This window comes from Lysinibacillus sp. VIII_CA (genome assembly GCF_049943995.1).
GTDB classification, from domain to species: domain Bacteria; phylum Bacillota; class Bacilli; order Bacillales_A; family Planococcaceae; genus Lysinibacillus; species Lysinibacillus pinottii.
The window spans coordinates 1-23,460 of the sequence record NZ_JBNFXM010000018.1 but is presented as its reverse complement, the minus strand read 5'-3'; the positions used below and the strand labels follow the sequence as shown (position 1 = coordinate 23,460).

The 23,460-nt window shown below is 38.6% G+C and carries 21 protein-coding genes, 1 pseudogene and 2 riboswitches; of the genes and pseudogenes, 8 read left to right on the top strand and 14 right to left on the bottom strand.

Going from position 1 to position 23,460, the window contains the following annotated elements:
* Nucleotides 1-10: 10 nt before the first annotated feature.
* Nucleotides 11-688 carry a response regulator transcription factor gene (locus ACP3VS_RS18845; RefSeq protein WP_198696023.1) on the top strand — a complete coding sequence of 226 codons (678 nt, stop codon included), beginning with the start codon at nucleotides 11-13 and terminating at the stop codon, nucleotides 686-688.
* Entirely contained in the window at nucleotides 685-1,758 is a 1,074-nt protein-coding gene (locus ACP3VS_RS18840) for a sensor histidine kinase (protein WP_036161214.1), read from the top strand. Before ACP3VS_RS18845 ends, ACP3VS_RS18840 begins: the two co-directional genes overlap by 4 nt.
* 23 nt (nucleotides 1,759-1,781) lie before the next feature.
* Here the strand turns inward: ACP3VS_RS18840 and ACP3VS_RS18835 are convergent, their stop codons facing one another.
* Nucleotides 1,782-2,369 (bottom strand): NAD(P)H-dependent oxidoreductase, encoded by a 588-nt coding sequence (locus tag ACP3VS_RS18835; protein ID WP_012293730.1) that lies wholly within the window; start codon nucleotides 2,367-2,369, stop codon nucleotides 1,782-1,784.
* A gap of 119 nt (nucleotides 2,370-2,488) precedes the next feature.
* Between ACP3VS_RS18835 and ACP3VS_RS18830 the strand changes: the two genes are divergently transcribed.
* Both ACP3VS_RS18830 and ACP3VS_RS18825 read left to right on the top strand, forming a co-directional pair.
* A complete protein-coding gene (locus ACP3VS_RS18830) occupies nucleotides 2,489-2,926 on the top strand; it encodes a MarR family winged helix-turn-helix transcriptional regulator (RefSeq protein ID WP_036166027.1) in 438 nt (145 codons plus the stop codon).
* 248 nt (nucleotides 2,927-3,174) lie between these two features.
* Nucleotides 3,175-3,921: a YqcI/YcgG family protein gene (locus ACP3VS_RS18825; protein WP_031417189.1), complete on the top strand. Its 747-nt coding sequence runs from the start codon at nucleotides 3,175-3,177 to the stop codon at nucleotides 3,919-3,921.
* 11 nt (nucleotides 3,922-3,932) lie between these two features.
* On the opposite strand, the gene ACP3VS_RS18820 is transcribed toward ACP3VS_RS18825, so the two are convergent.
* From ACP3VS_RS18820 to ACP3VS_RS18805, 4 genes are all read right to left on the bottom strand, one after another.
* Nucleotides 3,933-5,249: an amino acid permease gene (locus tag ACP3VS_RS18820; RefSeq protein WP_012293727.1), complete on the bottom strand. Its 1,317-nt coding sequence runs from the start codon at nucleotides 5,247-5,249 to the stop codon at nucleotides 3,933-3,935.
* Between the two features lie 15 nt (nucleotides 5,250-5,264).
* A complete protein-coding gene (locus ACP3VS_RS18815) occupies nucleotides 5,265-6,200 on the bottom strand; it encodes an arginine deiminase family protein (RefSeq protein ID WP_036161210.1) in 936 nt (311 codons plus the stop codon).
* A gap of 144 nt (nucleotides 6,201-6,344) precedes the next feature.
* Nucleotides 6,345-7,373 carry a spore photoproduct lyase gene (gene splB / locus ACP3VS_RS18810; RefSeq protein WP_426389614.1) on the bottom strand — a complete coding sequence of 343 codons (1,029 nt, stop codon included), beginning with the start codon at nucleotides 7,371-7,373 and terminating at the stop codon, nucleotides 6,345-6,347.
* A gap of 12 nt (nucleotides 7,374-7,385) precedes the next feature.
* The gene (locus tag ACP3VS_RS18805; protein WP_012293724.1) at nucleotides 7,386-7,610 is read right to left on the bottom strand and encodes a transcriptional regulator SplA domain-containing protein; all 225 of its coding nucleotides are present in this window, start codon (nucleotides 7,608-7,610) and stop codon (nucleotides 7,386-7,388) included.
* 177 nt (nucleotides 7,611-7,787) lie between these two features.
* On the opposite strand from ACP3VS_RS18805, the gene ACP3VS_RS18800 reads away from it, so the two are divergent.
* The 3 genes from ACP3VS_RS18800 (at nucleotide 7,788) to ACP3VS_RS18790 (ending at nucleotide 13,949) form a co-directional block, all read left to right on the top strand.
* The gene (locus ACP3VS_RS18800) at nucleotides 7,788-9,176 is read left to right on the top strand and encodes a TldD/PmbA family protein (protein WP_012293723.1); all 1,389 of its coding nucleotides are present in this window, start codon (nucleotides 7,788-7,790) and stop codon (nucleotides 9,174-9,176) included.
* 3 nt (nucleotides 9,177-9,179) lie between these two features.
* Nucleotides 9,180-10,523 carry a TldD/PmbA family protein gene (locus ACP3VS_RS18795; protein WP_031417192.1) on the top strand — a complete coding sequence of 448 codons (1,344 nt, stop codon included), beginning with the start codon at nucleotides 9,180-9,182 and terminating at the stop codon, nucleotides 10,521-10,523.
* Nucleotides 10,524-10,853: 330 nt separating this feature from the next.
* Nucleotides 10,854-13,949: a copper amine oxidase N-terminal domain-containing protein gene (locus ACP3VS_RS18790; RefSeq protein WP_426389611.1), complete on the top strand. Its 3,096-nt coding sequence runs from the start codon at nucleotides 10,854-10,856 to the stop codon at nucleotides 13,947-13,949.
* Between the two features lie 88 nt (nucleotides 13,950-14,037).
* Here ACP3VS_RS18790 and ACP3VS_RS18785 read toward each other — a convergent pair whose 3' ends face one another.
* The 5 genes from ACP3VS_RS18785 to ACP3VS_RS18765 all read right to left on the bottom strand — a co-directional run bounded on the left by ACP3VS_RS18785 (nucleotide 14,038) and on the right by ACP3VS_RS18765 (nucleotide 17,225).
* Nucleotides 14,038-14,547, bottom strand: a complete 510-nt coding sequence (locus ACP3VS_RS18785) for a QueT transporter family protein (RefSeq protein WP_227256869.1) — start codon at nucleotides 14,545-14,547, stop codon at nucleotides 14,038-14,040.
* Nucleotides 14,548-14,696: 149 nt separating this feature from the next.
* The gene (locus tag ACP3VS_RS18780) at nucleotides 14,697-15,452 is read right to left on the bottom strand and encodes a 3-oxoacyl-ACP reductase (protein WP_099806418.1); all 756 of its coding nucleotides are present in this window, start codon (nucleotides 15,450-15,452) and stop codon (nucleotides 14,697-14,699) included.
* A 56-nt stretch (nucleotides 15,453-15,508) separates the two neighbouring features.
* The gene (locus ACP3VS_RS18775; RefSeq protein ID WP_012293718.1) at nucleotides 15,509-15,730 is read right to left on the bottom strand and encodes a DUF2829 domain-containing protein; all 222 of its coding nucleotides are present in this window, start codon (nucleotides 15,728-15,730) and stop codon (nucleotides 15,509-15,511) included.
* Between the two features lie 51 nt (nucleotides 15,731-15,781).
* Nucleotides 15,782-16,648, bottom strand: a complete 867-nt coding sequence (locus tag ACP3VS_RS18770; RefSeq protein ID WP_426389608.1) for a GNAT family N-acetyltransferase — start codon at nucleotides 16,646-16,648, stop codon at nucleotides 15,782-15,784.
* Nucleotides 16,649-16,658: 10 nt separating this feature from the next.
* Nucleotides 16,659-17,225: a histidine phosphatase family protein gene (locus ACP3VS_RS18765; RefSeq protein WP_012293716.1), complete on the bottom strand. Its 567-nt coding sequence runs from the start codon at nucleotides 17,223-17,225 to the stop codon at nucleotides 16,659-16,661.
* 485 nt (nucleotides 17,226-17,710) lie between these two features.
* Here ACP3VS_RS18765 and ACP3VS_RS18760 point away from each other — a divergent pair, with 485 nt between their 5' ends.
* Entirely contained in the window at nucleotides 17,711-19,018 is a 1,308-nt protein-coding gene (locus tag ACP3VS_RS18760; RefSeq protein WP_012293715.1) for a GHKL domain-containing protein, read from the top strand.
* Nucleotides 19,019-19,262: 244 nt separating this feature from the next.
* Here the strand turns inward: ACP3VS_RS18760 and ACP3VS_RS18755 are convergent, their stop codons facing one another.
* The 4 genes and pseudogenes from ACP3VS_RS18755 to ribE all read right to left on the bottom strand — a co-directional run bounded on the left by ACP3VS_RS18755 (nucleotide 19,263) and on the right by ribE (nucleotide 22,647).
* Nucleotides 19,263-20,729 (bottom strand): spore germination protein, encoded by a 1,467-nt coding sequence (locus tag ACP3VS_RS18755; protein WP_099806417.1) that lies wholly within the window; start codon nucleotides 20,727-20,729, stop codon nucleotides 19,263-19,265.
* Nucleotides 20,730-20,879: 150 nt separating this feature from the next.
* Nucleotides 20,880-21,347: a 6,7-dimethyl-8-ribityllumazine synthase gene (ribH, locus tag ACP3VS_RS18750; protein ID WP_008176574.1), complete on the bottom strand. Its 468-nt coding sequence runs from the start codon at nucleotides 21,345-21,347 to the stop codon at nucleotides 20,880-20,882.
* Nucleotides 21,348-21,373: 26 nt separating this feature from the next.
* Nucleotides 21,374-21,982 (bottom strand): annotated as a pseudogene (ribB, locus tag ACP3VS_RS18745) (3,4-dihydroxy-2-butanone-4-phosphate synthase); the annotation flags it as partial.
* Nucleotides 21,983-22,008: 26 nt separating this feature from the next.
* Nucleotides 22,009-22,647 (bottom strand): riboflavin synthase, encoded by a 639-nt coding sequence (ribE, locus tag ACP3VS_RS18740; RefSeq protein WP_036162654.1) that lies wholly within the window; start codon nucleotides 22,645-22,647, stop codon nucleotides 22,009-22,011.
* 180 nt (nucleotides 22,648-22,827) lie between these two features.
* A riboswitch (FMN riboswitch) is annotated at nucleotides 22,828-22,953 on the bottom strand.
* Nucleotides 22,954-23,070: 117 nt separating this feature from the next.
* A riboswitch (FMN riboswitch) is annotated at nucleotides 23,071-23,196 on the bottom strand.
* Nucleotides 23,197-23,460: the final 264 nt, after the last annotated feature.

Sequence of the window (23,460 nt, the reverse complement as noted above, 5' to 3'; positions counted from 1 at the left end):
AATTATTTAAATGACCAAACTATTAATGGTAGATGATGATGCCCATATTCGAGAATTAGTAAGAGTATTTCTTCAAAATGAAGGTCTCGAGGTGATTGAAGCAACGGACGGTGTCGATGCACTGTCCAAGCTAGCCTCTGAAAAGGTTGATATGGTTATCATGGATATTATGATGCCAAAAATGGATGGTTGGGCTTTATGTGAGGAAATTCGTTCATATCATACAGACCTGCCTATTCTCATGCTCACTGCAAAAGGAGAAACCGCCCAAAAGGTCAAGGGTTTCCATTTAGGGACAGATGACTATTTAGTAAAACCCTTTGAGCCTGCCGAGCTAATTGTACGTGTAAAATCGATATTAAAACGCTATCGTATTGCGCTCTCTCAAGTAGTAGAAGCTGGCAACGTTAAACTCAATCGTCATACACATGAAGTGGATCTGAATGGAGAAATCATTGTCCTTCGTTTAAAGGAATTCGAACTACTATTTACATTAGCGAGCTATGTGGGCAAAACATTTTCACGCGAACAATTGATTGAAGAAATTTGGGGCTATGATTATGAAGGAGACGAACGCACAATAGATGTCCATATAAAAAGAATACGTGAGCGTTTTCCTCAGGAGATCAGCGGCTTTGCCATCCGCACTCTTCGCGGTCTTGGCTATCGCTTGGAACTAGCCTCATGAGAAAACGAAAATTTCTTGTCAGAGTTCTATTTGTTCTATTCCTCTTTCTCATTACCAATACTCTATTTGCTTTTATTTCTTATCATGTAATGGAATGGCTGTATGGTCAGTTAGGTACAGAACCCCATGATTTTTGGCAGCAATTAGGCACCGTCCTCGGTGTTTTCGTACTCTTTGCCTGTTCGGCCGCTATTATCTTCCTAATTGGGCTCAATCGACAACGGAACTACTGGGACGCTATTGTGGAAGCATTAAGACAAATGGCGAAAGGAGATTTTAATATCCAATTAGATGTAAAAGGCAATGAGGAAGACCAATTCGGTCAATTAATCCATGGCATCAATCATATGGCTATTGAATTAGGAGAGCTTGAAAGAATGCGACAAGAATTTATTTCAAACGTCTCCCACGAAATCCAATCACCTTTAACGTCTATTAATGGCTTTGCGAAGGCTCTTAAGAACATACATCTACCGGAAGAAAAGCGGCTACATTACTTAGACATTATAGAATTGGAAAGTAATCGGTTGTCCAAGATTAGTGATAATTTACTGAAGCTGACTTCGTTAGAATCACAGCATCATCCATTTGAAACAACAACCTATCGACTGGATAAACAATTGCGAAATGTCATTCTGGCTCTTGAACCTAATTGGGTAGCTAAACAACTGGACTTTGATCTCCAGCTAGACAATATAACTATTACCGCAGATGAGGATTTAATGAATCAGGTTTGGATGAATTTGCTAACGAATAGTATTAAATTCACACCCGACAATGGAATAATCACTTTGTCTATGACGCAGCATGACAATACCATTACCATCATTGTCCAAGATACTGGCATAGGCCTATCCGAAGAACAGCAAATGCATATATTTGAACGATTTTATAAGGCCGACCAATCACGGACAGCTACAAATGGTGGGAGTGGGCTTGGTTTAGCCATTGTTAAAAAAATTATTGATATGCATCACGGGACCATCACCGTTGAAAGCAAGCTTGGTGAATTTACAGCCTTTTTGATTACATTGCCCATTGATACTACAAAAACTCGTGCAAACGACTAGAGATGTCTGCACGAGTTTTTTTATTAGTAAGCCACCTTTCTAAAATATTGATACACTTTGTTCAGCTTTTGCTGGTGCTTCCCTTTTTTACTTTCCATGTTACCAAACTCAAAAAACTTCACTTTCTTCATTCCCACAAAACTAAATAGCGCTCTTTTCATCAAAATTTTATGCGCATTATTCAGCCATAGCAGCGGATAATTGGTTGGTCCCTTCATCGTGGACACACATACAACCGACTTCCCTTTCAAGAGTCCTTCTGGGAATAATCCTTTAGTATCTCGATACGCAAAATTCGATGCAAACAATTGATCGAAATAGCCTAACAGCATAGCAGGTGGTCTCCCCCACCATATTGGATAGACAAATACAATCTGATCTGCCCAAATCAGCTGTTGACGATACTTTTCCAATTGCGGATCACGATACATATCCCGACGTCGTTTATGCTCATGGAAAATTAAACGCGGATCGAATTCTTCTTTATATAAATCTAGTAGCTGTATCTCATCAATGGCAGGATTCTCTTGACAGCCCTTCATCACTTCCTGTAAAAATGCATAATTTAAGCTCTTGTGGTTTGGATATGTATAGACAATTAATGTTTTCATACTACGCCTCCATTACTTATCATTTGATAACTAAATAATAATCGATTCATTTTTTATTGTCAAATGATAATTGTTTTAAGATAAGTTATTTGTTATCTTGACAATAAGAGGTGATCCAAATGGATAAAAGCAGTTTATTTCATCAATTCGTAACGTTTACAGCAAGTGTCCATCAAGTGACACACGAGCTGTCACAAAACGTGACCGTTGCCAATATAACACCGCTTCAATATAAAATTCTTGAATATATTAAAGTAAGCCAGCCCGTAACGCCTACCGAAATAAGCGAATGTCAGCATATGTCTTTACCCAACACAAGTCGTGAATTGCGAAAATTACAAGACCAAAACCTCATTGAAAAATACAACGACACGGAGGACCGAAGAAAGCAGTACATTCGCTTGTCCATTGAGGGAGATAAAATGATGGAGGAGGCCTTTGCATGCATTGAGGAGCGCTTTTTACAGCTTATTCAACATGCTTCACAGGAGGATATAAAGGATATTCAACATGCCCTAACTATCCTGGAACAAAAGGTCTTTCAACGAAAAGAATAATATGTGCAGCTTCAATGTTCTTATCAGTCAGCCATTGAAGCTGCACTATTTTTCAAAACAAATATCTTTAGTTTATATGCCGCTCCTCCCATGCTCAAAACAATCTAAATTAAGCAAGACTCTACTCTTCATGCCATCCATTGAGTAATTTATAATTGATCCATATGTCCTTACATATTCATCATAATTTCGTAACCTATTGGCTTTTTCATTAATAGAATAAAGGTGTATAGAAGGAGGAGACTCAAGTGGACGTAGGAATATTTGACAGGAAGTGGATTGAGGAAAATTTGGATACACTTCCAATTTGGCAACAGTCTGCCTACATGGATTTTGCCAACACGATTGCTGATGAAGAAAATACCTTTCCGTGTGTACCTGCCAGAATGGGGTTTTTATCGAATCATCTGCGCTATAGTTTTATTGGAGATCCACGGAAGGAGCAATCCATTCATGAGCTAGCACACTGTTTAAAGGAATTCACAAAATCCTCGCAAACTTTTGGTAAATATACAACACTCACTGTATTCTTTCATACCCCTCAAGATATGCTCGGTAATTATAAAGTCGAGGATTATCAGCAATTGTTTTGGACCATACTTAACCAATTAACTAACATCGACGATCTCGATTGGCCTGAACAAATACCAACCGACCCCGCACACAATGAATGGGAGTTTTGTTTTAACGGTGAGCCCTATTTTATCTCCTGCGCAACACCCGCACATAAAATGCGCAGGAGTCGCCATTTCTCTACTTTGCTCATGGCCATTCAGCCACGCTGGATTTTTGAAGAAATAAACGACTCTACTGCATTTGGGCGAAAATTAAAGAAGCTCATCCGTCAACGCATAGCCCATTATGATGCACTCCCTGGACATCCCGATTTAAAATGGTACGGTCAAGAAGATAGTTATGAATGGAAGCAATATTTTTTAAGTGATGATCATCAAAGTCCGTCCAAATGTCCGTTCTTACGAAGGTCGCAAAAATAACGTCCAAACCATTAGGCTTCCTTATGACTTTGCCTTTTCACAACAATCCAGGTTGCTATCCCTATAAGGACAAGAAAGAGCAGGCTCACGAAAAAGCCGAGTCTGCTTGTTTTTTCTCCTAGCGTACCCGATACTGTAACCGCTATGAGCAGCATCCCCAACCCATTTTTCACATGCTCCCACTTAGATAACTCCATAAGCTTCATATAGGTTATTAAAATAAAGAGCCAGTTATAAATCAACATTAAACCTGCTGCTGTCATCAAATATTCAAAGATTTTTTCAGGCATGAGAAAGCCAATAACGATTGTTATGACTAAGCCACCAGTTAAAAATATAAAGGCAGGCATAGGAACTTTTCTTTTCCCTTTCTTCGCTAGTATTTTGGGTGCATCATGATCCTCTGCCAGTGTAATAAGAATCGTAATCACCGCATAGAGAGAAGCTACCATTGTTGAAAATCCAGCAATGATTAAAACACCATTAAAAATATCTGCCACAAAGGGAATGTGATAACCTTGAAGGGCTGTAATAAAGGGACTCTCATCAATCGTAAAGTCCTTCCAAGAGACAAGCGCTAACGCAAGTGCAATGGCCATTAAAAAAATGATCGTAATAACTACTAACATTATTCTGCCTGCTTTTGGTGCTTCTTTTGGATTTTTTAAATCAATGACCATTAACCCCATTACTTCAATGCCTCCATAGGCGTAAAAGGCATACAATAGCCCGAGCCAAATTCCTTTTATACCTTGTGAGAAAAATTCTTCATAATTCGCATAGAGTGAATCCAATGTAGAGGCTTGTGACCCTTTCGTGATGATGACAATGGCTACGATAATAAACATCACAATCGCTGCCGCCTTTAAAGCTCCAAATATGTTTTGGAAGTTTTCAAAACCCTTCATCCCTGTGAGAATCACAACTAACCCTATAGCAGCATAGATAGAGGCTGCAACCCATAATGGCAATGCGGGAAACCAAAACTTTGTAAAAATTCCGAGCGCCATAAGCTGGCTCCCCATAATAAGAATTTCAGAGATTAAATAGACCCAACCATTACTAAATCCAGCCCACCTGCCAAATGCTTGTTTAGCATAAGTACGAAATGAACCTTTATCAGGATTCTCAACAGACATTTTAACAAGTGCATCATAAACAATATACGTACAAATAGCCGCTAATAAAAAAGGAATTAAAACAGCCGGACCACTTTTATGAATGGCCATACTTGTTCCAAGAAAAAAACCTGTTCCTAGCGTACAGCCTATACCGATAAGCGAAAGCTGCCACCAGGACAACCTGCCCTTACTTGTATTTGATGTCATGTAATCAACCCTTCACTACTTTCTTACTAAAGGCAATGTCATACATCGAATGCCTCCACCACCTTTTTCAAGCTCTGTGATGTCCACTTCCAGTAATTTCTTTTTACTTAATATTGGATGCTTCAATAACTGCTGCTTAGATGCCTGCTTACTGATTACTAACGTTTCTGGATCAAGATTAATTAAGTTAATGTCCGGAATGGTTTTATAGGTTTCCAGCCAGTAAACATCAAAACCATGACGCTGTAAAAATGGTGCGGGCATATCAAAATAACTTCCCTGGGCTGTAAACACCTGTACAGGAAAATAACGCACAAAGCTTTTAGCAATCATTAAGTTATGATTCACAACATTACAATTCATATCTAAATGAAGCGTATCATTGCCTTTCGGTAAATCAATAACCGCAATTTCTGAAAATCCTTGTTGAAAGAAGCGCTCCTTCAAGCTTTCAACAGCCTCTAATGAAGTTCTCATCCCTAGATTCATGAGGATTGCATCCTTATTTAATAGCATGACATCCCCACATTCAAGGGATTGAGAAGGCTGTGCATTGCTTATAAATTGTTCGGGAAACCACTTGGCTAAAATAGCATGAGCATATGGATACTCAGGGCGTCTTAACGAGCTTCCAGCGTTACCAGGTAAAAGCTGCTGCCCCACAACACAGGCTAAATCGCGCACAAAATAACGATTAATGAGCTGTTCACTTAACAGCTGCTGTTCTTTTGTTAATTCTTTGGCATAATCGATTACTCTTACCCCAGCGTTTTCAAGCGTTGTCTTCAATGCCAGGAAATTTTCCATAGCTTTATGATGGTTGACAGGCTCACTCCACCCAACCTGCTCAGCTATTTTTGAATCAGTTACATCTACTATCGAAGGTGCACAAAGCATGACCACCTTTAGTTCCTCATGCTCCGACCAACAATTTACTTGAAATGAGTCCATCTTTGTTCTCCTCTTCTGCTTGTCGTTCTCTGTTAGCGTTACCATTGAAAGGGAGATTATACAATAGGAACAGTCACAAACAATGTCATGAACTATATGTAGCATAAATAAAAATTTAGAGAGAACGACAAAGGCTCTCTCTCATTACGTAAAATATTCTAATTTCGCTTGCGGGAAGAACTTTTTCATATAGCCATATAAATGTTCTTTAATATCTTCTTCCTCATCTTTTTGATAAATGTATTTACCTATTCCATATTTCCCCCATTTATATCGTCTCACGGTTTCGTCAAGTTCTAGCTTTGTCATCGGATAATTTTTTTCAATCACACGTTTAGCTGGCTTCGTAAAGCGATGCTGGATAAACTCAAACGTAATATCCTCACGCACATCCTTTGGTAATTCAGCATCTAATCGCTCAAACATCTGATAATACCCCTCCTGCCATCCATCATGTAGATAAATGGGGGCAACGATGAAACCGAGCGGATAGCCAGCCCTTGCCACTTTCCCAGCCGCCTCAATTCTTTTTGCTAATGGAGAAGTTCCAGGCTCAAAATGCTTAATCACATAATCCGCATTGACGCTAAAACGGAATCTTGTTTTACCATTATGTTTAGCATCCAATAGGTGATCCACATGATGGAACTTCGTCACAAATCGTAATTGACCTAATTCACTTTGTCCAAAATGCTCAATAGCACGTTTCAATGTATGTGTGAGATGGTCAATCCCTACAATATCGGACGTACAGGATGCCTCAAAACGTGTAATGTCAGGAGCACGTTCAGCCATATAATGATCAGCCTGCTCCAATATTTCATCCACATTAACATACGTACGAATATAAGGCTTGCTACCCATCGTTGTTTGTAAATAACAATAATGGCAATGACCCATACAGCCAGTGGCAAATGGAATGGCATATTCAGCGGAAGGCTTGGATGTATCAAACTTTAACGTTTTCCGGATGCCCACTACCAAAGTAGATTTGGCTACTCGATACTTTTGAAAATCATTTTCTCCAGGGAGATTTCTTACTTGGTTATGCGAAGTTGTATAGCGTATTTCGATTCCCATCTGCTCAAACTTTTCTTTTAACTCCTGACCTAACGGATAGTAGAGCGCATCAGGCTCAAAATAGACGAGCTGAGGGATAAATGGTTTATTCATCGTTATCCTCCCTCAATGAAAATACTGGTGGTAGGCTTGCTCAGCCGCCATTTCACTTGAAAAAATTAACATATCATTCGTTATCGGATAATAGGTTTCAAATAGGAATACGGCTAGCTCCTCTGGTTGCTCTGGATGATTAACCACCGCGGCTTCCTGTATATTCGCTACATCCTGAATATGAGGATTCCGATAAAAAATATAAACGATATCACCGACATTATATGGTTGTTGCATCTTTTCACCTTCCTCTGTCTTTCTGTTAGTGTGGTGAAATGGTTAGAGAAATATGTCATAAAAAAATTTTTTACGTAATATACATAAATTTATGTGAAGCTATCTTCAAATCTAGGAAAATAGAATAATGCAGAATTTTTTAATTATTTGGTATAATCAAGAAAAGGAGGAAGATATATGATCAAACAATCCATTATTGAAAATGTCCTTGAAGCAGCGCTAGCAACTGGTGGGGATTTTTCAGAAATTTTTATTGAAGATAAATATGTCAATGACTTTGTCTTACAAAGCGGCAAAATTGAACAAAGTATTACTGGGCGTGATTTTGGAATTGGTATCCGCATTTTTTCAGGACTTCAAAGCATCTATACTTACACCAATGATTTTTCTGAGGCAGGTTTATTAGCAGCGGCAGAGCGTGCAGCCCTGGCCATCAAAGGCGGTAAATCGGGTACCATTCACCCTTTGCATAAAGAAATCATCACTCCTATTCATCAAATTCTCCGCATGCCTCATACAGTGGAACACGCAAGAAAAACAGCTATTATGCGACAAGCAGACTCTATTGCCAGACATTATGATCCCCGAATTCATCAGGTAAAAGTTCGATATTTTGATGAACAACAAAACGTACTGATTGCAAATTCAGAGGGTAAGCTTGTTGAGGATACACGCGTTCACAGTAGACTTAGTATGCAAGCGACAGCTACAGAGGGTACTGAGGTACAAACGGGCTTCTATGGCCCAGGTGCACATGCAGGCTTTGAATTTATTGAAAAGCTAGACCTAAACCATTATGCAGGAGAAGCTGCACGTATCGCAGTCACAATGCTTCATGCAGATGAATGTCCAAGCGGTAAATTCCCTGTCATTATTGATAATGAATTTGGTGGTGTCATTTTCCATGAGGCTTGTGGACATGGCTTAGAGGCAACTGCTGTTGCTAAAAATAATTCAGTATTTGCCAATCGTATCGGTGAACAAGTCGCTCCTGAAATTGTTACATATATTGATGATGGTACACTTCCGAACGAGTGGGGATCATTAAATATTGATGACGAGGGAGAAAAAACTAGAAAGAACATTTTAATTGAAAATGGGATTTTAAAGGGCTATTTAATTGATAAATTTAATGCTCGCCGTATGGATGCACAGCCAACTGGCTCTTCTCGTCGACAATCCTATCGATTTAACCCCACATCACGTATGACAAATACGTATATTGCCCCAGGCACATCTACGCCAGCCGATATTATTGCATCGACCGAGTATGGTATTTACGCAAAGTATATGGGAGGTGGACAAGTTTCCCCTTCTACTGGCGATTATAATTTTGCCGTAATGGAGGCCTATATCGTTAAAAATGGAAAAATTGACCGCCCTGTACGGGGCGCAACACTCATTGGCAATGGCGCAAAAACATTGCAGCTCGTTGATCGAGTAGGTAATAATCTCGCTCATGGAGCAGGTATGTGTGGTTCTCTAAGCGGAAGTCTTCCTGTCAATGTTGGTCAGCCAATGATTCGGGTAAGCGAAATAACAGTTGGTGGAACGAAGGGGGAATGATGAATGAACATTGCTAAATACCAGGAAAGACTATTAGACAAGGCACAAGAAGCGGGATTTATAGAAGCGGAGGTTTATTATGAACAAAATAAATCAATTCGATGCATGCTCTACAAGGGCGAGATAGATAGCTACGAAACGTCTGAGGACGGAGGGCTAAGTCTACGAGGGCTTTACAACGGAAAAATGGGCTATTCCTATACAGAAAAACTAGACGATGATTCGATTTCCTTTTTAATTAATAGCGCAAAAGCAAATGCAAACATACTTGATGAAGATGAGGGCGTAGCCATTTTTCATGGCAGCGCTAAATACCCATCCTATGAATATTACAATGAAGAATTAGAGACTATCGGAATTCCAGAAAAAATAGAGCTCCTTCGTTCCATCGAAGAAAAAATTCGCGCATACGATTCACGTATCATTGCTCTTGATTATTGTTTCCTGCAAGAATATACGACTGAACGCTCATTAGTGAATAGTAAAAATCTTGCCTTATCACATAAGGAGAACGGCCTCGTGATTTTCCTCTCCACCGTTGTAAAAGAGGGTGAAGAGATGAAAACAGGACGTTATTTGAAAATGACACGTGATTTTCCTTCTCTGCATGCTGATGATATTGCCAAGGAAGCAGCTGAGGAAGCTCTTGCGAATTTAGGTGAAAAATCGATTCCTAGTGGAAAGTATCCAATCATACTTCGCTCTGATGCATCAGCATCATTATTAGAAACATTTATGCCGATACTGTCAGCTGAAAATGCTCAAAAAGATCAATCTCTATTAAAGGGAAAGGTGGGACAAAAGGTGGCATCAGGGGCAGTTTCCCTACTAAGTACTCCATTCCATCCTGCCGCATTGTCTGGAGCAAGCTTTGATGGTGAGGGTGTTGCAACAAAAGAGCAGGAAATTATTTTAGAGGGGACACTCCAAACACTTCTGCATAATAGAAAAACGGCCAAAAAAGATAACTGTGAAACAACAGGGCATGCCCATAAAGATTCCTATAAAGGAGCCTTAACGATTGCGCCCCAAATTTTATATATTTCAACTGGTGAGAAATCTCTAGATGAATTAATTCAGTCGGTTGGTAACGGTGTATTGATTACTGAATTATCTGGGCTTCATTCTGGTACGAATACGGTTTCAGGTGATTTTTCAGTCGCTGCTAAAGGATTTCAAATTCAAAATGGTAAAATTTCCTCCCCTGTTAAGCAAATGACGATAGCAGGTAATTTTTTCGAGTTTTTACAGGATATTAAAGAAACTAGCTCTGAGCTTTACTTCCTACCAGGAGGATATGGCTCCTCATCGCTACTTGTAAATGAACTATCTGTAACAGTGGAATAACACCAAAAAGTAAGCCATTCTAATTTCTCGGCAATTCTTTTATCTATAGTCACCAACCTCTCATTCAGTGGAAGTGACTATGGGTGAGAGAGTTGCCTTCTTTATTGTATAAAGCCAGTGTCATCCACTATTTTTGCTAATCCTCCTACCACCTTCCCTCTTAAAATTCTCTTACAGCTTCTACGATATGTAGACAAGGAAATACTGCGACATAGCAACTGATGGTTAAATTTTCTTTTAGAGGTAAAATGGTGAAACTTTTAGGCCTTTGATACGTTAAATAAGTTGTCATGCTGCGTCAGTTATATGGCATGAAGAAGGGTGGAATATATGAAAAAAATATGGACTTTATTTTTTGCAGCAATGCTTATTGTACCGCTATTGCTGCAACCGGCAACCGCACAAGCGGCAAAAGCCATCACAATTACTGTGGACGGGGTTCAATTGAAGACCGATCAGCCGCCAGCGATGATTCAAGGGCGTGTTATGCTGCCACTTAGAGCAATCTTTGAGGCATTGGGTGCCAATGTAAATTGGGATTCAAGGAGTCAAACTGTAACAGGGTATAAAGGAGATACTACAGTAGTTCTCAAAATGAAATCGAAGGTAGCTACTATTGATGGCCAGTCAGTTACGCTTGATGTACCAGCACAAATTTTAAGAGGCAGAACTATGGTACCAGTTCGCTTCGTTAGTGAAGCGCTTGGTCAGGAGGTTGACTGGAACTCAAAAAATCAGACTGTCACTATTATATCTGACACTCCAAGCTATATCAGTATTTCTCCTGCGAGCAATGTATCTGTACGCGATGTTAATGATCAGGGAGATGGGCGTGACATGGAGATTAGCTTTTCCAGATCGTCTACAGAATCATACGTCGATCATTATCGGGTAATGGTTTTGAAGGCATCCAAAAGCTTCAATTTAGCATCTGCCTTGAAGGTCTCCCCTTCTAATTATACAGTAGTATCTACATCAAATTCGAATCGTGCTGTTACTTTATCGCAGAATTCAAGGGATGTGGATGGAGACTTCATTAGAAATGATCAGCCTTATGTAGTTCGTATACTTGCGGTTGGGAAAGGTTCTTATTCTAGCGTTTTATCGAGTTCTTCCGCAAAGATTACCTTAACGAATTTGTCGTCTGTTACAGAGGTAACAAATGTGAAAATGAATGATATTAACGATTTTGGCGATGGACGCGATATCTCAGTTAGCTTCACTCGTCCGCAAAATGATAACAATATTTCCAATTATCGTATGTATATCGTAAAGTCTAGGGATGCTAGCAATTTTAGTCTTACTACTGCCAATAATTTATCAAGCAGCTACTATACAACCGTGAATAAATCGGGAAATAACGGCAGTATTTTGACAGGAACTTTATCTTCCACAGCACGTGATACTGCCGGTGATCTCATTAAGAATAACGTACCTTATACAGCGTTCGTTATGTCTGTAAGTAACACGAATTCATTAGGAAATAAACTGTCATCGGGCTCATCATCCGTAACACTTAGTCAAAATACAATGTCTACTCCGATTATTACACAAGTGAGTGATATCAATGACTTTGGGGATGGGCGTGATTTAAGAGTTAGCTTCAATAAAGTGTCCGATGAATCTACTCTTAGCGCTTACAGAATTTTTGTAGTAAGAGCTAACAACTATTCAAATTTTACATTGACAAAGGCAAACAGCTTATCTAGCACTTATTACACACAAGTAAACAAAACAGGCTACAATATTACTCAGGTACTCTCTTCAGGAGCAAGAGATACTGACGGATATCCCATTCAGAATGGCGTTAGCTATCGTGTGTTCGTTATGGCTGTAACAAATAACTCAGCGAATAATACGCTATCTTCAGCCTCGAATACGATTACGCTATATAGCAGCAATGCGGGTGCAGTATCGAATCTATATGCTAACGATGTAAGTGATTATGGCAACGGACGTGACCTCTTTGTCTCTTTCAATAAAGCTGTAGACGAGTCCATTATTAGTCACTATCGGATTCTAGTTGTACCAACAGCTTATTACAATAGCTTCAGTCTGACGGAAGCAAATAATATATCCAGCAGCAATTATACAACTGTATACAAATCTGGAAAATCCATATACGAGCAAACGTTATCTGAAAATACTCGAGATGTGCGCGGTAATACAATCAAAGAAGGTACTAGCTACCGCATTTATGTTTTAACTGTAGCGAATGGAATAGGAAGCAATGCACTATCTGCGCCGACATCTACGATTACGCTAAATAAGAACTTTAATGTGCAAGCTGTATCCAATCTAAATGTGGCAGATATAGACGATAATGGAGATGGCCGTGATGTGCAAGTAACGTTTACAAAGCCTTCGAATGAATCAAATGTCAATCATTATCGAATTCTAATTGTACCGACAGCTTATTACAGTAGCTTTAATCTTTCACAAGCCAATAGTAGTAATTATTACATCACTGAAAGCAAAGGTGGGAATATAACTACAACGAGAACGTTGGATGGGATTAGGGATGTACGTGGTAATTTTATTACGGAAGGAACTAGCTACCGCGTCTATGTACTGACTGTATCCAATGGAAATTCTCCAAATACCTATGCTCTATCCTCTGCTTCGCCTGTCATTACACTTAGTAAAAGTAAAGCTGTTCAGGCGGTAAGTAATATTAATGTAAGCGATGTTGGTGATTATGGAGATGGTCGAGATTTACAAATATCGTTCTCGAAGCCTTCTGATGAATCCAATATTGGTAGCTACCGTATACTTGTCGTACCCGCATCAAAAGCAAATGGATTTGATGTGAACGCAGCTATTAAAGCCACTAATTTTATGGATATAAATAAAGGTCAATCTAGTATAAGTTTGGGAACTGGTAGTAAAGATACAGAAGGAAGACTGATAACGAATGGCGAAGAATATCGCATCTATATATTGTCCGTAGGTAATGGCACGTCAAAGGCAATGTATAACTTATCCTACCCATCTTCTTCTATTACTTTAGTGGATCATTCAGCACCTGTAGCGGTAGAGAATGTACAACTGAGTATTCAAGGTCAACAAAATAGATATTCCGATATTACCATTAGCTTCGATGTCAAAAACGGACAAAACGTAACGGAATATAGAGTGTTTATGCTACCTAAAGATGCCGCAGATGGTTTCAAAGATAGTGATGCCATTAACAATAATTATAGTACTAGAATTTATCAGAATGGTCTCCCCAATGTAAGTCAAAGTCTAAATATAGATTTAGATGCATTTGGAAAACCACTCACAGCATCCATAGAATATGTGGCTAAGGTTTTAGCTGTGGGCAAAGGAAATTATCTATCAACTACGTCCAATTCAGTGATGCTTCTGGAAAAGCCTGATAATACTAGTGGTGCGGCGTCCCAAGACGCTCAAATTAACCCATAAGACAAATAGTTTATAAAGAAGGGACTCCCAATGGTCTTCATCGACCAATGGGAGTCCCTTCTTGCTGTATGGATCATGCTATAATAAATTATTTGGACAAATCTATTTTTTTATTTAATAAATATATTGATAGTCCACCAACTGTCATAGACAATAATTCTCCAACCCCCACTGTGAACCATGTAGCCCAAAAAGGAAGGTCATAAAGAATGGTTAATTGCCCTGCAACCGTAAACATGGATACAGCAAAAATCAATGCTGTCACTACCATTTTTACGATATCATTGGCGATATGCTTTGTAATGCTTCTACAAAGTACTAGTACTAGGAAGGTGGCAATCCCGCCAATTGGCACATCTACTATCCATGTGGGCGACATAAAATTTGCTAGTATGACGCCTAATGTCACTGCGTATACATAACGCTTATTGTACAAGGCCAGATAATTAAACATTTCTGACAATCGTAGTTGAACAGCGCCAAAGCTAATGACTGACAATAAAACCGTTACAGCAACATATAGTGCTGCAACAAGAGCCGTCTTTGTCAGTTCACTCACTGACATACGGCTTGAATCTTTTACAATCGATGTATGCAATTTTATTCTCCTTTGTAAAATAGCTAATCGCTATTTTAGTAATAACTACGACCAAAGGAAGAGAGCTTAGCGCCCTATCTGAAGTGCCGTAGTGCAAGCAATTTTGCTTACTTGCGTATTATAGCAGAAGAATAACTTGATAAACAATCCTACTTAGTCAACCAGCCACCATCGATTGGTAATACAGTACCATGCATATAATCTGCTGCTGAGCTTGCTAAAAATAAGGTTAAATTTGCAACCTCCTGAGGCTGTGCCCAGCGACCAGCCGGCGTTTCCTGTGCTACCCATTTCGCCATTTCTCCGTCACCCTCAAAATCTGCCTGATTCATCGGAGTTTGAATGGCTCCAGGTGCAATTGCATTTGCTCGTATTCCCGCTCTACAATAATCTAAATCTAACTGCTTTGTATAGCCAACAATGGCATGCTTAGAGGCTGTGTAGGCCGCTCCACCACCACCAGCAACAAGTCCAGCAATAGAAGCCATATTGACAATCGTACCAGCTCCTCTTGCAACCATATGAGACAAGATTTTATTCGTCACAAAAAACGTTCCTTTAACATTGGTGTTCATAATTTTATCCCATAATGCTTCGTCCGTATCCAGCGTCTTTGCAAAGCCATCTAAAATACCTGCTGTATTACATAAAATATCAATTTGTGTAAATGAAGAAATAGCAGCTTCGTACGACTGTTCCACATCTTGTTGGCTACAAACACTACCAACCATATAGGCAAAATGCTCTGGATATTGCTGCTGTAATTGGACTAACCCTTGCGCTTCTATATCAAAACCAAATACATTCGCGCCATTTTCTAAAAAAGCAAGTGCTTGAGCATATCCAATTCCTGATGCAGCCCCCGTAATAAAAATCGTTTTATTTGTATATTCTTCGAATCTCATAACATGTCTCCTTACAACAAGAAGCCACCTCAAAATTGAGATGACTTCTCCTATTATTATTCAACTACTATCCAATCTTCCGCTAATAAATCACATACTGTAGGCGTGAACATTGTATAGCCTTCTCCACGTACATTAATCAAAAAATAAGGATTCAAAGTCTCTCCATCGTGTTGACTTTGGCCGACTAGCTTCACATATAGTTCAGCCCCGCCCCAGCCTTTACGAATTACTTTTTCTCCTGCTTTTAAGCGTGGTAATATTTCTTCAAACGTCATGTCTTCATCCTCTATTCCCATTCATTATCGCATTAGTATACTGGATTTTCATTAGGTTGACAACAATGGGTAGCATTGCTTTTTCATCTGTACCTGCTCTGTCGTCACCTTTAGTCCATTTGCCACTAAATAGCTTGTTGCTGGATTACTTGCTAAGAAATTAACAGCTGATATATTCACCTTCTGAGCTGTCAAACTGGCTAAAAAATGCGGCAGTAATTTGACATTACTCACGTCTAATACTTCTAATTGATAAAGAATAACCCGCTCCAACTCACCCTGTTTACCCCAAACTATTTTATATAACATATAGCCCAGCACATCATTTGCTTCGTTATAGAAAACCCGAGCTTCTCCTTGCTTAACGCTATGCCAGCTACATTGCCAAGGGACATCTTCCTGATAAAATGGCACGTGAGGTAATTGCTCTGGACGAATTATTTCTGCTCGAATAGCTGATGTTTGTTCTACTCTCGCTGCATATTCCCCACTTAAAAATTGAAGTTGATCGGTTATAGCATAGCCATATTTCTCATACAAAGCAATCGCTACTGAATTTTCCTTTATTGCTTCCAGTACAGCAATTTCAACATTTTCACGTTCATAGATTGCTAGTGTTTCCTCCATTAGTAATCGTGAAACGCCTTTCCCACGATAAAAGGGTGAAATGCCTGTGCCGCCATTCCAAGCCACTTTCTTACCATTAATAATGCGAAAGCCGTTCATAACAATACCAATCGGTTCATCATGGTCAAAAACGACAATGGAGTGCTCAGCTGACAGCCCCTCCCCAACAAGTCGCTGCAAAAACATTTCTGTCGACATGTCAATTGGCACAAAGTATCCTTCAAAGCCTTTGTTCCACGCCCGCAATACTTCCTCAAATGTACATTGAGAAACTGTTTTGATATTCATCATTTCCCTCATCTCAAATTGTATCTAATTTTGCTAAATCTTCTAATGTCAGTTTTCCCAAAATTTCATACCCATGACCTAAGCCCTTAGGTTTTACAATAACGGTGCCCATACTCGAAATATCCCCTAGCCCCATATCTTTCGGAAAACTATGGCCAATCATGACTCTATTGATTCCCTTCGGTGGTTGCATTTCCATCATAGATTGAAAAGCCATTAAAATTGTATTTTGTTGAACAGTCGACAAATTTCCACCTAACATAAAGATCTCAAACAAAAAAGGGTCAATCTGTACCTGAACATTTGGAAAAGCCAACTGAGCTGTTTCAATCGTTCGACAGAAAGGACTAGCTGTGATAGGCGCAAGGATGGGGATTTGCCAATAACGTAGCATCTGGCCATAATATACAGCCTCATGACGACCTTGTTCTGATAAATTTCTTTGATACTGACAACTTTGAAATAGAGCATTCGCTTGATCTACACCTACTGTTGCAGTCCCATGCCTTGCATATAAAATAAGTCCTCCTTCTTTTAATAATTGCAGGAGATCCTTTTCCAATTCTTTCATCCCCTTCATTTTATCACTTTATTCTTTGTAATGTATGTCTTACAAATAGAAAAAAGCTCCCTATTTTTTAGGAAACTTCTTTCTTTTACAGGGAAATAAAGTAACGCTGTCGATCTCCACTTCTGGCAGACGCTCTCAGCAGGAGTCGCATTCCCTCGTTCCAATTAATTTTTCGATAAAGTACTTTATCTACCAAAAATATGGAACAGATGATGTATGACAGGCAAGGGATTTTTTTATGCGACCTTTGTTTCAGGAATTTTATGAACTTTCCTTGAGTATAGGAACTGAGACATAAAATGTGCTATTTCACCTTTTTAGTTTACTTTCTTGTAAAGGATTATTAAACTAGTGTTTACGGTGTGTAATTTTAAAGTCATATTGATTTTGTGTTTTATTTTATGTAGGATAAACAAGCATTGTTTGGTTTACAAACAAAAAATAGAGTTAATTAATATTCTAGAATATTAATAGATGAGGAAGTCCCGAGTTATATGAAAAATCCAAAAATAAAGCTTATATTAATTCTATCAACAATTTTATTATGTTTGTTTACAAGTTTAAACATCATTACATCCTATGTAAAAATTAAAAAGACCGTTGAAGAATCAATTGCTAATCAAAGTCTAGAGGCTGCCACTACCATTGCATCTTCCATCGATACCATTGCCTATCAGCAATTTTTAGATAATCCGCACAAGAATGATTATTATTGGGAAGTAAGAAGTTACTTAAATGATGCAAGGGTAAAGCTAGGTGCATTATTTGTTTATACATTACAGGTGGATAACCCAAAAGTATCAAAAGCAATGGTAATGGGTATGCCGAGTGAACTAAAAAAAGGATTTGAAATAGGTGAGGTTTGTACTGTTCCTGCTCAACAAGTAGAAAAAGCCTATCATGGTGAAACCTATGTTACAGAGGTAATCCATGATTCAGTCCACGGTTCTTATTTATCTGTTGGTGCGCCCATTAAAGATGATACAGGCAAAATAATTGGTTATCTAGGTATTGATATAAGCGCAGATACTTTAAATGGTATTAAAGGAAAAGTCATTGAAGATAACCTATTTATTTTTATTTTCAATGGTGTCTTTATTTTAATTGTTGCTGGTTCTTTTTTATTTTTACAAAGATGGTACCAAAAAGAGGTAGCGAAGGAAGTAGGCGCTACAGAAGATACTTACCAAGCAGAAATCAAAACGCTGATTACCTCGGTGTCTTCGTTACGTCATGATTTCACGAACCATATTCAAGTTTTACATGGCCTTTTACAATTAGAAAAAACAGATCAAGCAAAACAATATTTAGCATCACTGTCTAAAGAAGTACAAGCGATTAAATCTTTAAAATTAAATATTGATCATCCAGGTTTATCCATATTATTACAAACAAAAAAGCTAACTGCACAGAATCATAATATTGATATGGATTTTACCATCTCTCAGGGCGACTTTAATAAAATTAAAACGACAGATTTAATCAAGATTCTATCGAACTTAATTGACAATGCGATTGATGCTGCCAATGAATTGCCTGAGGGGCAACGTAAAATTATGATTTGTTGTCAAGCAAATGAAACACAATATGAATTTAAAATTACGAATACAGGACCGAATATTGTAGATGAGAATCAAATCTTTAAACAAGGATTCTCTACGAAAAAGCATGAAAATGGTAAAATTCGAGGGCAAGGTTTATTTATCGTGAAAGAAATTGTCCATAAATATCATGGAGATATTTCGATTGAATCATCGAAACATCTTGAAACGACTGCCATCGTCCATATTCCGTTCAAATAGCTACAAAATGTAGAGACCATTAGACAAAGGCCATTGAGAAAATGATTCTCAATGGCCTTTGTTTTTTCTCATCCTCGTACGCATAGTAATAGAAGTACAGCACAGCATAACAACTTTTTCGGAAAGAGCAAGAGATGCGGCTAGACCCCTTCCGTAATGAAAACCAACGGCCTCATGTTATTTCCATGAAAAAGAAAGAAAAAAAACTTTTTGAGCTTGTCTACAGCCAAATATTAGTCAACGGTCAGACACCCTGATTTTTTTTTGCCTTATTAGTAGCAGTTCGTGTCCGATCTTGTGGTTTTAAGAAGGACGGTCGTAGACTATAGCCCTTTGGCGATAAACGTAGTAAGGACTTGCCGATATTTCCACCACTTTCGTAATCAGCACTAAAATTTATATAGGGCACACCTAAAACACGCATATTTGCTGCATAGAGGATAATGAAAAAGACCGAAATAAAAAATCCAAACAGACCCAAAAAAGCTGAAAATAAAATGATGATTAATCGGAAAATACTCATTGCTGTCACAAAGGCTTGATTGACCAGTGTGAATGCAGCAATGCTTGAAATTGCAATGATAACAATCATCGAAGGGCTTGTCACACCAGCTTTAATCGCAGCATCTCCAATGATTAATCCTCCCACCACACTGATTGAACCACTAATCGCACTAGGCAAACGCAAATTGGCCTCGCGAAACATTTCAAACATAAATAGCATCATCATTATTTCAAGTACTGTCGGAAATGGTAATCCCGTTCTTGACTCGACCACTGTCGCAAGAAGAAGATATGGAAGCTGTTCTTGATGATAGGTGGTTACGGCAAGCCAAAAACCAGGAAGTAACATACTGATCAGTATTCCAAATATTCGGAGCACCCGTTCCATTGAACTGACGATGATGGGATATTCATTGTCCTCAGCTGTTTTAAAGAGCAGCATAATATTGGCCGGAATAATCATGGCATACGAAACGCCATCGATCATTATTAGTATTCGTCCTCTCATTAATGCCTGAAGAGCAAAATCTGGTCTTCCCGTATAATCATGTCTAGGGAGAACTTTAGCCGTTTGTTCAATTGCCTCCATCAGCAAATCGCCATTAACGACAATATCTGTATCAATTTTTTGTAATTGTAAACGGATTTGTTCTAGCATATTCAAATTCACAATGTCTTCCATATATAACACAGCTACCGTTGTTTTAGAGCGTTGACCAATCTCTAATGTTTCTACACTAAATGAATTTGTAGGTAAACGTTTTCGTAGTAAAGCTACATTAATAAATACATCTTCAATAAAATCATCTTTTGGCCCTTTCACAACTAATTCAAGCGTTGTTTCCCCAGGCTCACGATTAGGTCTATTTGAAATATCACTGGAATAAATCAAGTGATCTTCCTCAAAATATAATAAGACGTGGCCTTTATAGACTCTTGTAATAATATCCTCTTTCTTCATGACCTTTTGTAAATAAGGAACATGAAGATGCTGTTCAATTAGTTCTTCTAACGTTTCATCAGAACCACTATTAAATAAGGATTGGACACGTTCGACTACAACGGTTTGAAGAAGTTCTTCGTCTATCATGGCGTCACAGGTTATCATATGGACGGTATGTTGCTGAAATTTATACTGTTGGAATATCACATCAGCAGAGCGTTGAAATAGTGATTTCAACATTTTCAAATTCATCATTTGTTCCATTGAAATACTTCTCATCTCCTACTGAGCCTGCTCAAATTTAGTACATTTATGAAAACTTGGACGTTTAATAAATATACTTAGGCATATTTTTCCCATGGATATAAAAATTATTCAAGCAACCAGTACGGTGATAACCTATTCAGTATGTTCTTAGCCAATCATTTTTTGTAGATTCGCCATCTCAATTGCCGATATTGCCGAATCATACCCTTTATTACCTGATTTTGTCCCCGCACGTTCAATCGCCTGTTCAATATTTTCTGTTGTAACAATACCGAAAATAACTGGCACATTGGTCGTTAACGATACATTTGCTATACCTTTTGCCGACTCATTACATACATAATCATAATGTGTTGTAGAACCGCGAATAACCGTTCCTAAACCAATAATCGCATCATATTTTTTTGTCTCTGCTAATTGTTTCGCAATAAAAGGCACCTCAAAAGCTCCAGGCACCCATGCAACATCAATAGATGCTTCATCAACACCATGTCGCTTTAACCCATCCATTGCTCCATCTAATAATTTGCTTGTAATAAACTCATTGAATCGACCTACAACTACTGCAATTTTTAAATCCGTTCCTATTAATTGTGCTTCAAATGTTTGACCCATTTTTTATAACTCCTTTGTTAGTAGTTTGTTGTTAATGTTTGGCTACGATAAGCGGCTAACGCCTCAATGGAAATCATTTTTAAACCATGATGTGCTGCATACTTTGTCAGTTCTTCAAAGCGCATCATGTGACCATCGTCTCCCATGATTTCACAAATCACCCCAGCAGGAATACTATGACAAAGCTTAGCTAAATCAATGGTCGCCTCCGTATGGCCTCTTCGCTCTAAGACACCGTTATCCTTTGCGATTAATGGAAAAATATGTCCTGGCCGACGAAAATCAGTGTTTTTTGCTTGAGACTTCAGCATCTTTTGTATAGTGAAAGCCCGCTCAAAGGCACTAATCCCTGTTGTTGTGTCTATATGGTCGATACTTACGGTAAATGCTGTTTGATGGTTATCCGTATTATGCTGAACCATTGGGTGCAGTTCTAGCTTATGTGCTAGCTCCTGCGAAATCGGCGTACAAATTAAACCTCTCCCATAAGTCGCCATAAAGTTAATCGTTTCAGGAGTGATATATTCAGCAAGTGCAAGAAGATCCCCCTCATTTTCCCGATCTTCATCATCCACCACGACAATCACTTTCCCTTGTTTTAAATCCTCTATGGCATCTTCAATTGCATGTAGCACTCTTGTCATCTCCTTATTATGTGATCTTAAAAACCATGCCGTGCCAAATAATCTCTTGTTATCATAGACTTGTCTTGCCCGTTCTTCAATTGGTTTACAATATACTTACCTACTAAATCTGTTTCAATATTGACGAATGCGCCAATTTTTTTCATGCCTAAAATTGTTTCCTTGTAAGTATGAGGAATCAGTGAAATAGTGACATAATTCGATTCAACATGAAAGATTGTTAAGCTTGTGCCATCAATCGTTATGGAGCCCTTTGGAATACAGAAACTTGTTAGTTCCTCAGACAATTCGATATCAATATAGACCGCGTTAGCGACTGGACGCTTTCGTAAAATTTTCCCAACTGCATCAACATGGCCAGCAACAAAATGACCACCAAATCGCCCGTTCGCAGGCATCGCACGCTCCAAATTAACCGGATCGCCTACTGCAAGCTGATGTAAATTTGTAGCTTTGACGGTTTCAGGCATGACATCCATCGTCAGCTCTTGATCCGTAAAATGGGTCACCGTTAAACAAACTCCATTGACGGCTATACTGTCCCCTAGCCTTACATCTTCTGTAACTTTTGAAGAGTGAACAGTGATTTTCATACTGTTCTTATTGCTTTGCAAGGCTTTAATAGTGCCAATATCCTCTACAATACCTGTAAACATTTCTTCACCTGCTTTCACTCATTTACGTAGCTTTTATCCGTCACTCTTTCTTTTCTATCCGTCTCCCTTCTGAAGCTTCTATAAAAAGAAAAACCCCTTTCACAAAGGGGTTTTGGGAGTATAAGACATCAATAAATAAGCCTACTTGGATATACATTTTTTCCATAGACTAGTATCTTATTTGTTCTTCTCCCATCCAGACTATCACTGTCGGTTTTGGATTTGCACCAAATCAGCTTGCGCTCACGGACTTTGAATAACTTCATCACCGCCGATTGGGAATTTCACCCTACCCCGAAGAACATCTTCTATTCAATTGATTGGCTAAATAAAAAACTTCCCTACAAGTTTGCGGGAAGTAGTGTAATAAATGCATAATCAAATAGACCTTTTAAATTACATTGAATTTAAAAAGCTCACACTTATACCCTTCTCCCATCCAGACTGTTACTGTCGGTTTTGGATTTGCACCAAATCAGCTTGCGCTCACGGACTTTGAATGACTTCATCACCGCCGATTGGGAATTTCACCCTACCCCGAAGGATCATTTTATTTAGCTAGTTCTTACGATAACACTATTTAATTATATTATCTATACTTCTGTCTGTATTTTTTAAAAAAGGTGCCACCCCTTACTATAGAGGTGGCTCAGACTGTAGACAAAAGTCATCGAGAAGTTATTCTCGATGGCTTTTGTCATGTTTCTTTCTCTTTCATTTTCAATATTTGGTAAATCATTGCTGTATCCAACATACTCTTCGAGCATAGAGGCTCTCTTAAGCTGTCTGCCACGTCCAAGTAGCTAGTTTCTT

Excerpts from the sequence above, each read along its gene's own strand:
- ACP3VS_RS18845 (WP_198696023.1), top strand. The coding sequence starts at position 11 with ATGACCAAACTATTAATGGTAGATGATGATGCCCATATTCGAGAATTA.
- ACP3VS_RS18840 (WP_036161214.1), top strand. The coding sequence starts at position 685 with ATGAGAAAACGAAAATTTCTTGTCAGAGTTCTATTTGTTCTATTCCTC.
- ACP3VS_RS18835 (WP_012293730.1), bottom strand. The coding sequence starts at position 2,369 with ATGAAAACATTAATTGTCTATACATATCCAAACCACAAGAGCTTAAAT.
- ACP3VS_RS18830 (WP_036166027.1), top strand. The coding sequence starts at position 2,489 with ATGGATAAAAGCAGTTTATTTCATCAATTCGTAACGTTTACAGCAAGT.
- ACP3VS_RS18820 (WP_012293727.1), bottom strand. The coding sequence starts at position 5,249 with ATGACATCAAATACAAGTAAGGGCAGGTTGTCCTGGTGGCAGCTTTCG.
- ACP3VS_RS18815 (WP_036161210.1), bottom strand. The coding sequence starts at position 6,200 with ATGGACTCATTTCAAGTAAATTGTTGGTCGGAGCATGAGGAACTAAAG.
- splB (WP_426389614.1), bottom strand. The coding sequence starts at position 7,373 with ATGAATAAACCATTTATCCCTCAGCTCGTCTATTTTGAGCCTGATGCG.
- ACP3VS_RS18805 (WP_012293724.1), bottom strand. The coding sequence starts at position 7,610 with ATGCAACAACCATATAATGTCGGTGATATCGTTTATATTTTTTATCGG.
- ACP3VS_RS18800 (WP_012293723.1), top strand. The coding sequence starts at position 7,788 with ATGATCAAACAATCCATTATTGAAAATGTCCTTGAAGCAGCGCTAGCA.
- ACP3VS_RS18795 (WP_031417192.1), top strand. The coding sequence starts at position 9,180 with ATGAACATTGCTAAATACCAGGAAAGACTATTAGACAAGGCACAAGAA.
- ACP3VS_RS18790 (WP_426389611.1), top strand. The coding sequence starts at position 10,854 with ATGAAAAAAATATGGACTTTATTTTTTGCAGCAATGCTTATTGTACCG.
- ACP3VS_RS18780 (WP_099806418.1), bottom strand. The coding sequence starts at position 15,452 with ATGAGATTCGAAGAATATACAAATAAAACGATTTTTATTACGGGGGCT.
- ACP3VS_RS18775 (WP_012293718.1), bottom strand. The coding sequence starts at position 15,730 with ATGACGTTTGAAGAAATATTACCACGCTTAAAAGCAGGAGAAAAAGTA.
- ACP3VS_RS18770 (WP_426389608.1), bottom strand. The coding sequence starts at position 16,648 with ATGATGAATATCAAAACAGTTTCTCAATGTACATTTGAGGAAGTATTG.
- ACP3VS_RS18765 (WP_012293716.1), bottom strand. The coding sequence starts at position 17,225 with ATGAAGGGGATGAAAGAATTGGAAAAGGATCTCCTGCAATTATTAAAA.
- ACP3VS_RS18760 (WP_012293715.1), top strand. The coding sequence starts at position 17,711 with ATGAAAAATCCAAAAATAAAGCTTATATTAATTCTATCAACAATTTTA.
- ACP3VS_RS18755 (WP_099806417.1), bottom strand. The coding sequence starts at position 20,729 with ATGGAACAAATGATGAATTTGAAAATGTTGAAATCACTATTTCAACGC.
- ribH (WP_008176574.1), bottom strand. The coding sequence starts at position 21,347 with ATGGGTCAAACATTTGAAGCACAATTAATAGGAACGGATTTAAAAATT.
- ribE (WP_036162654.1), bottom strand. The coding sequence starts at position 22,647 with ATGTTTACAGGTATTGTAGAGGATATTGGCACTATTAAAGCCTTGCAA.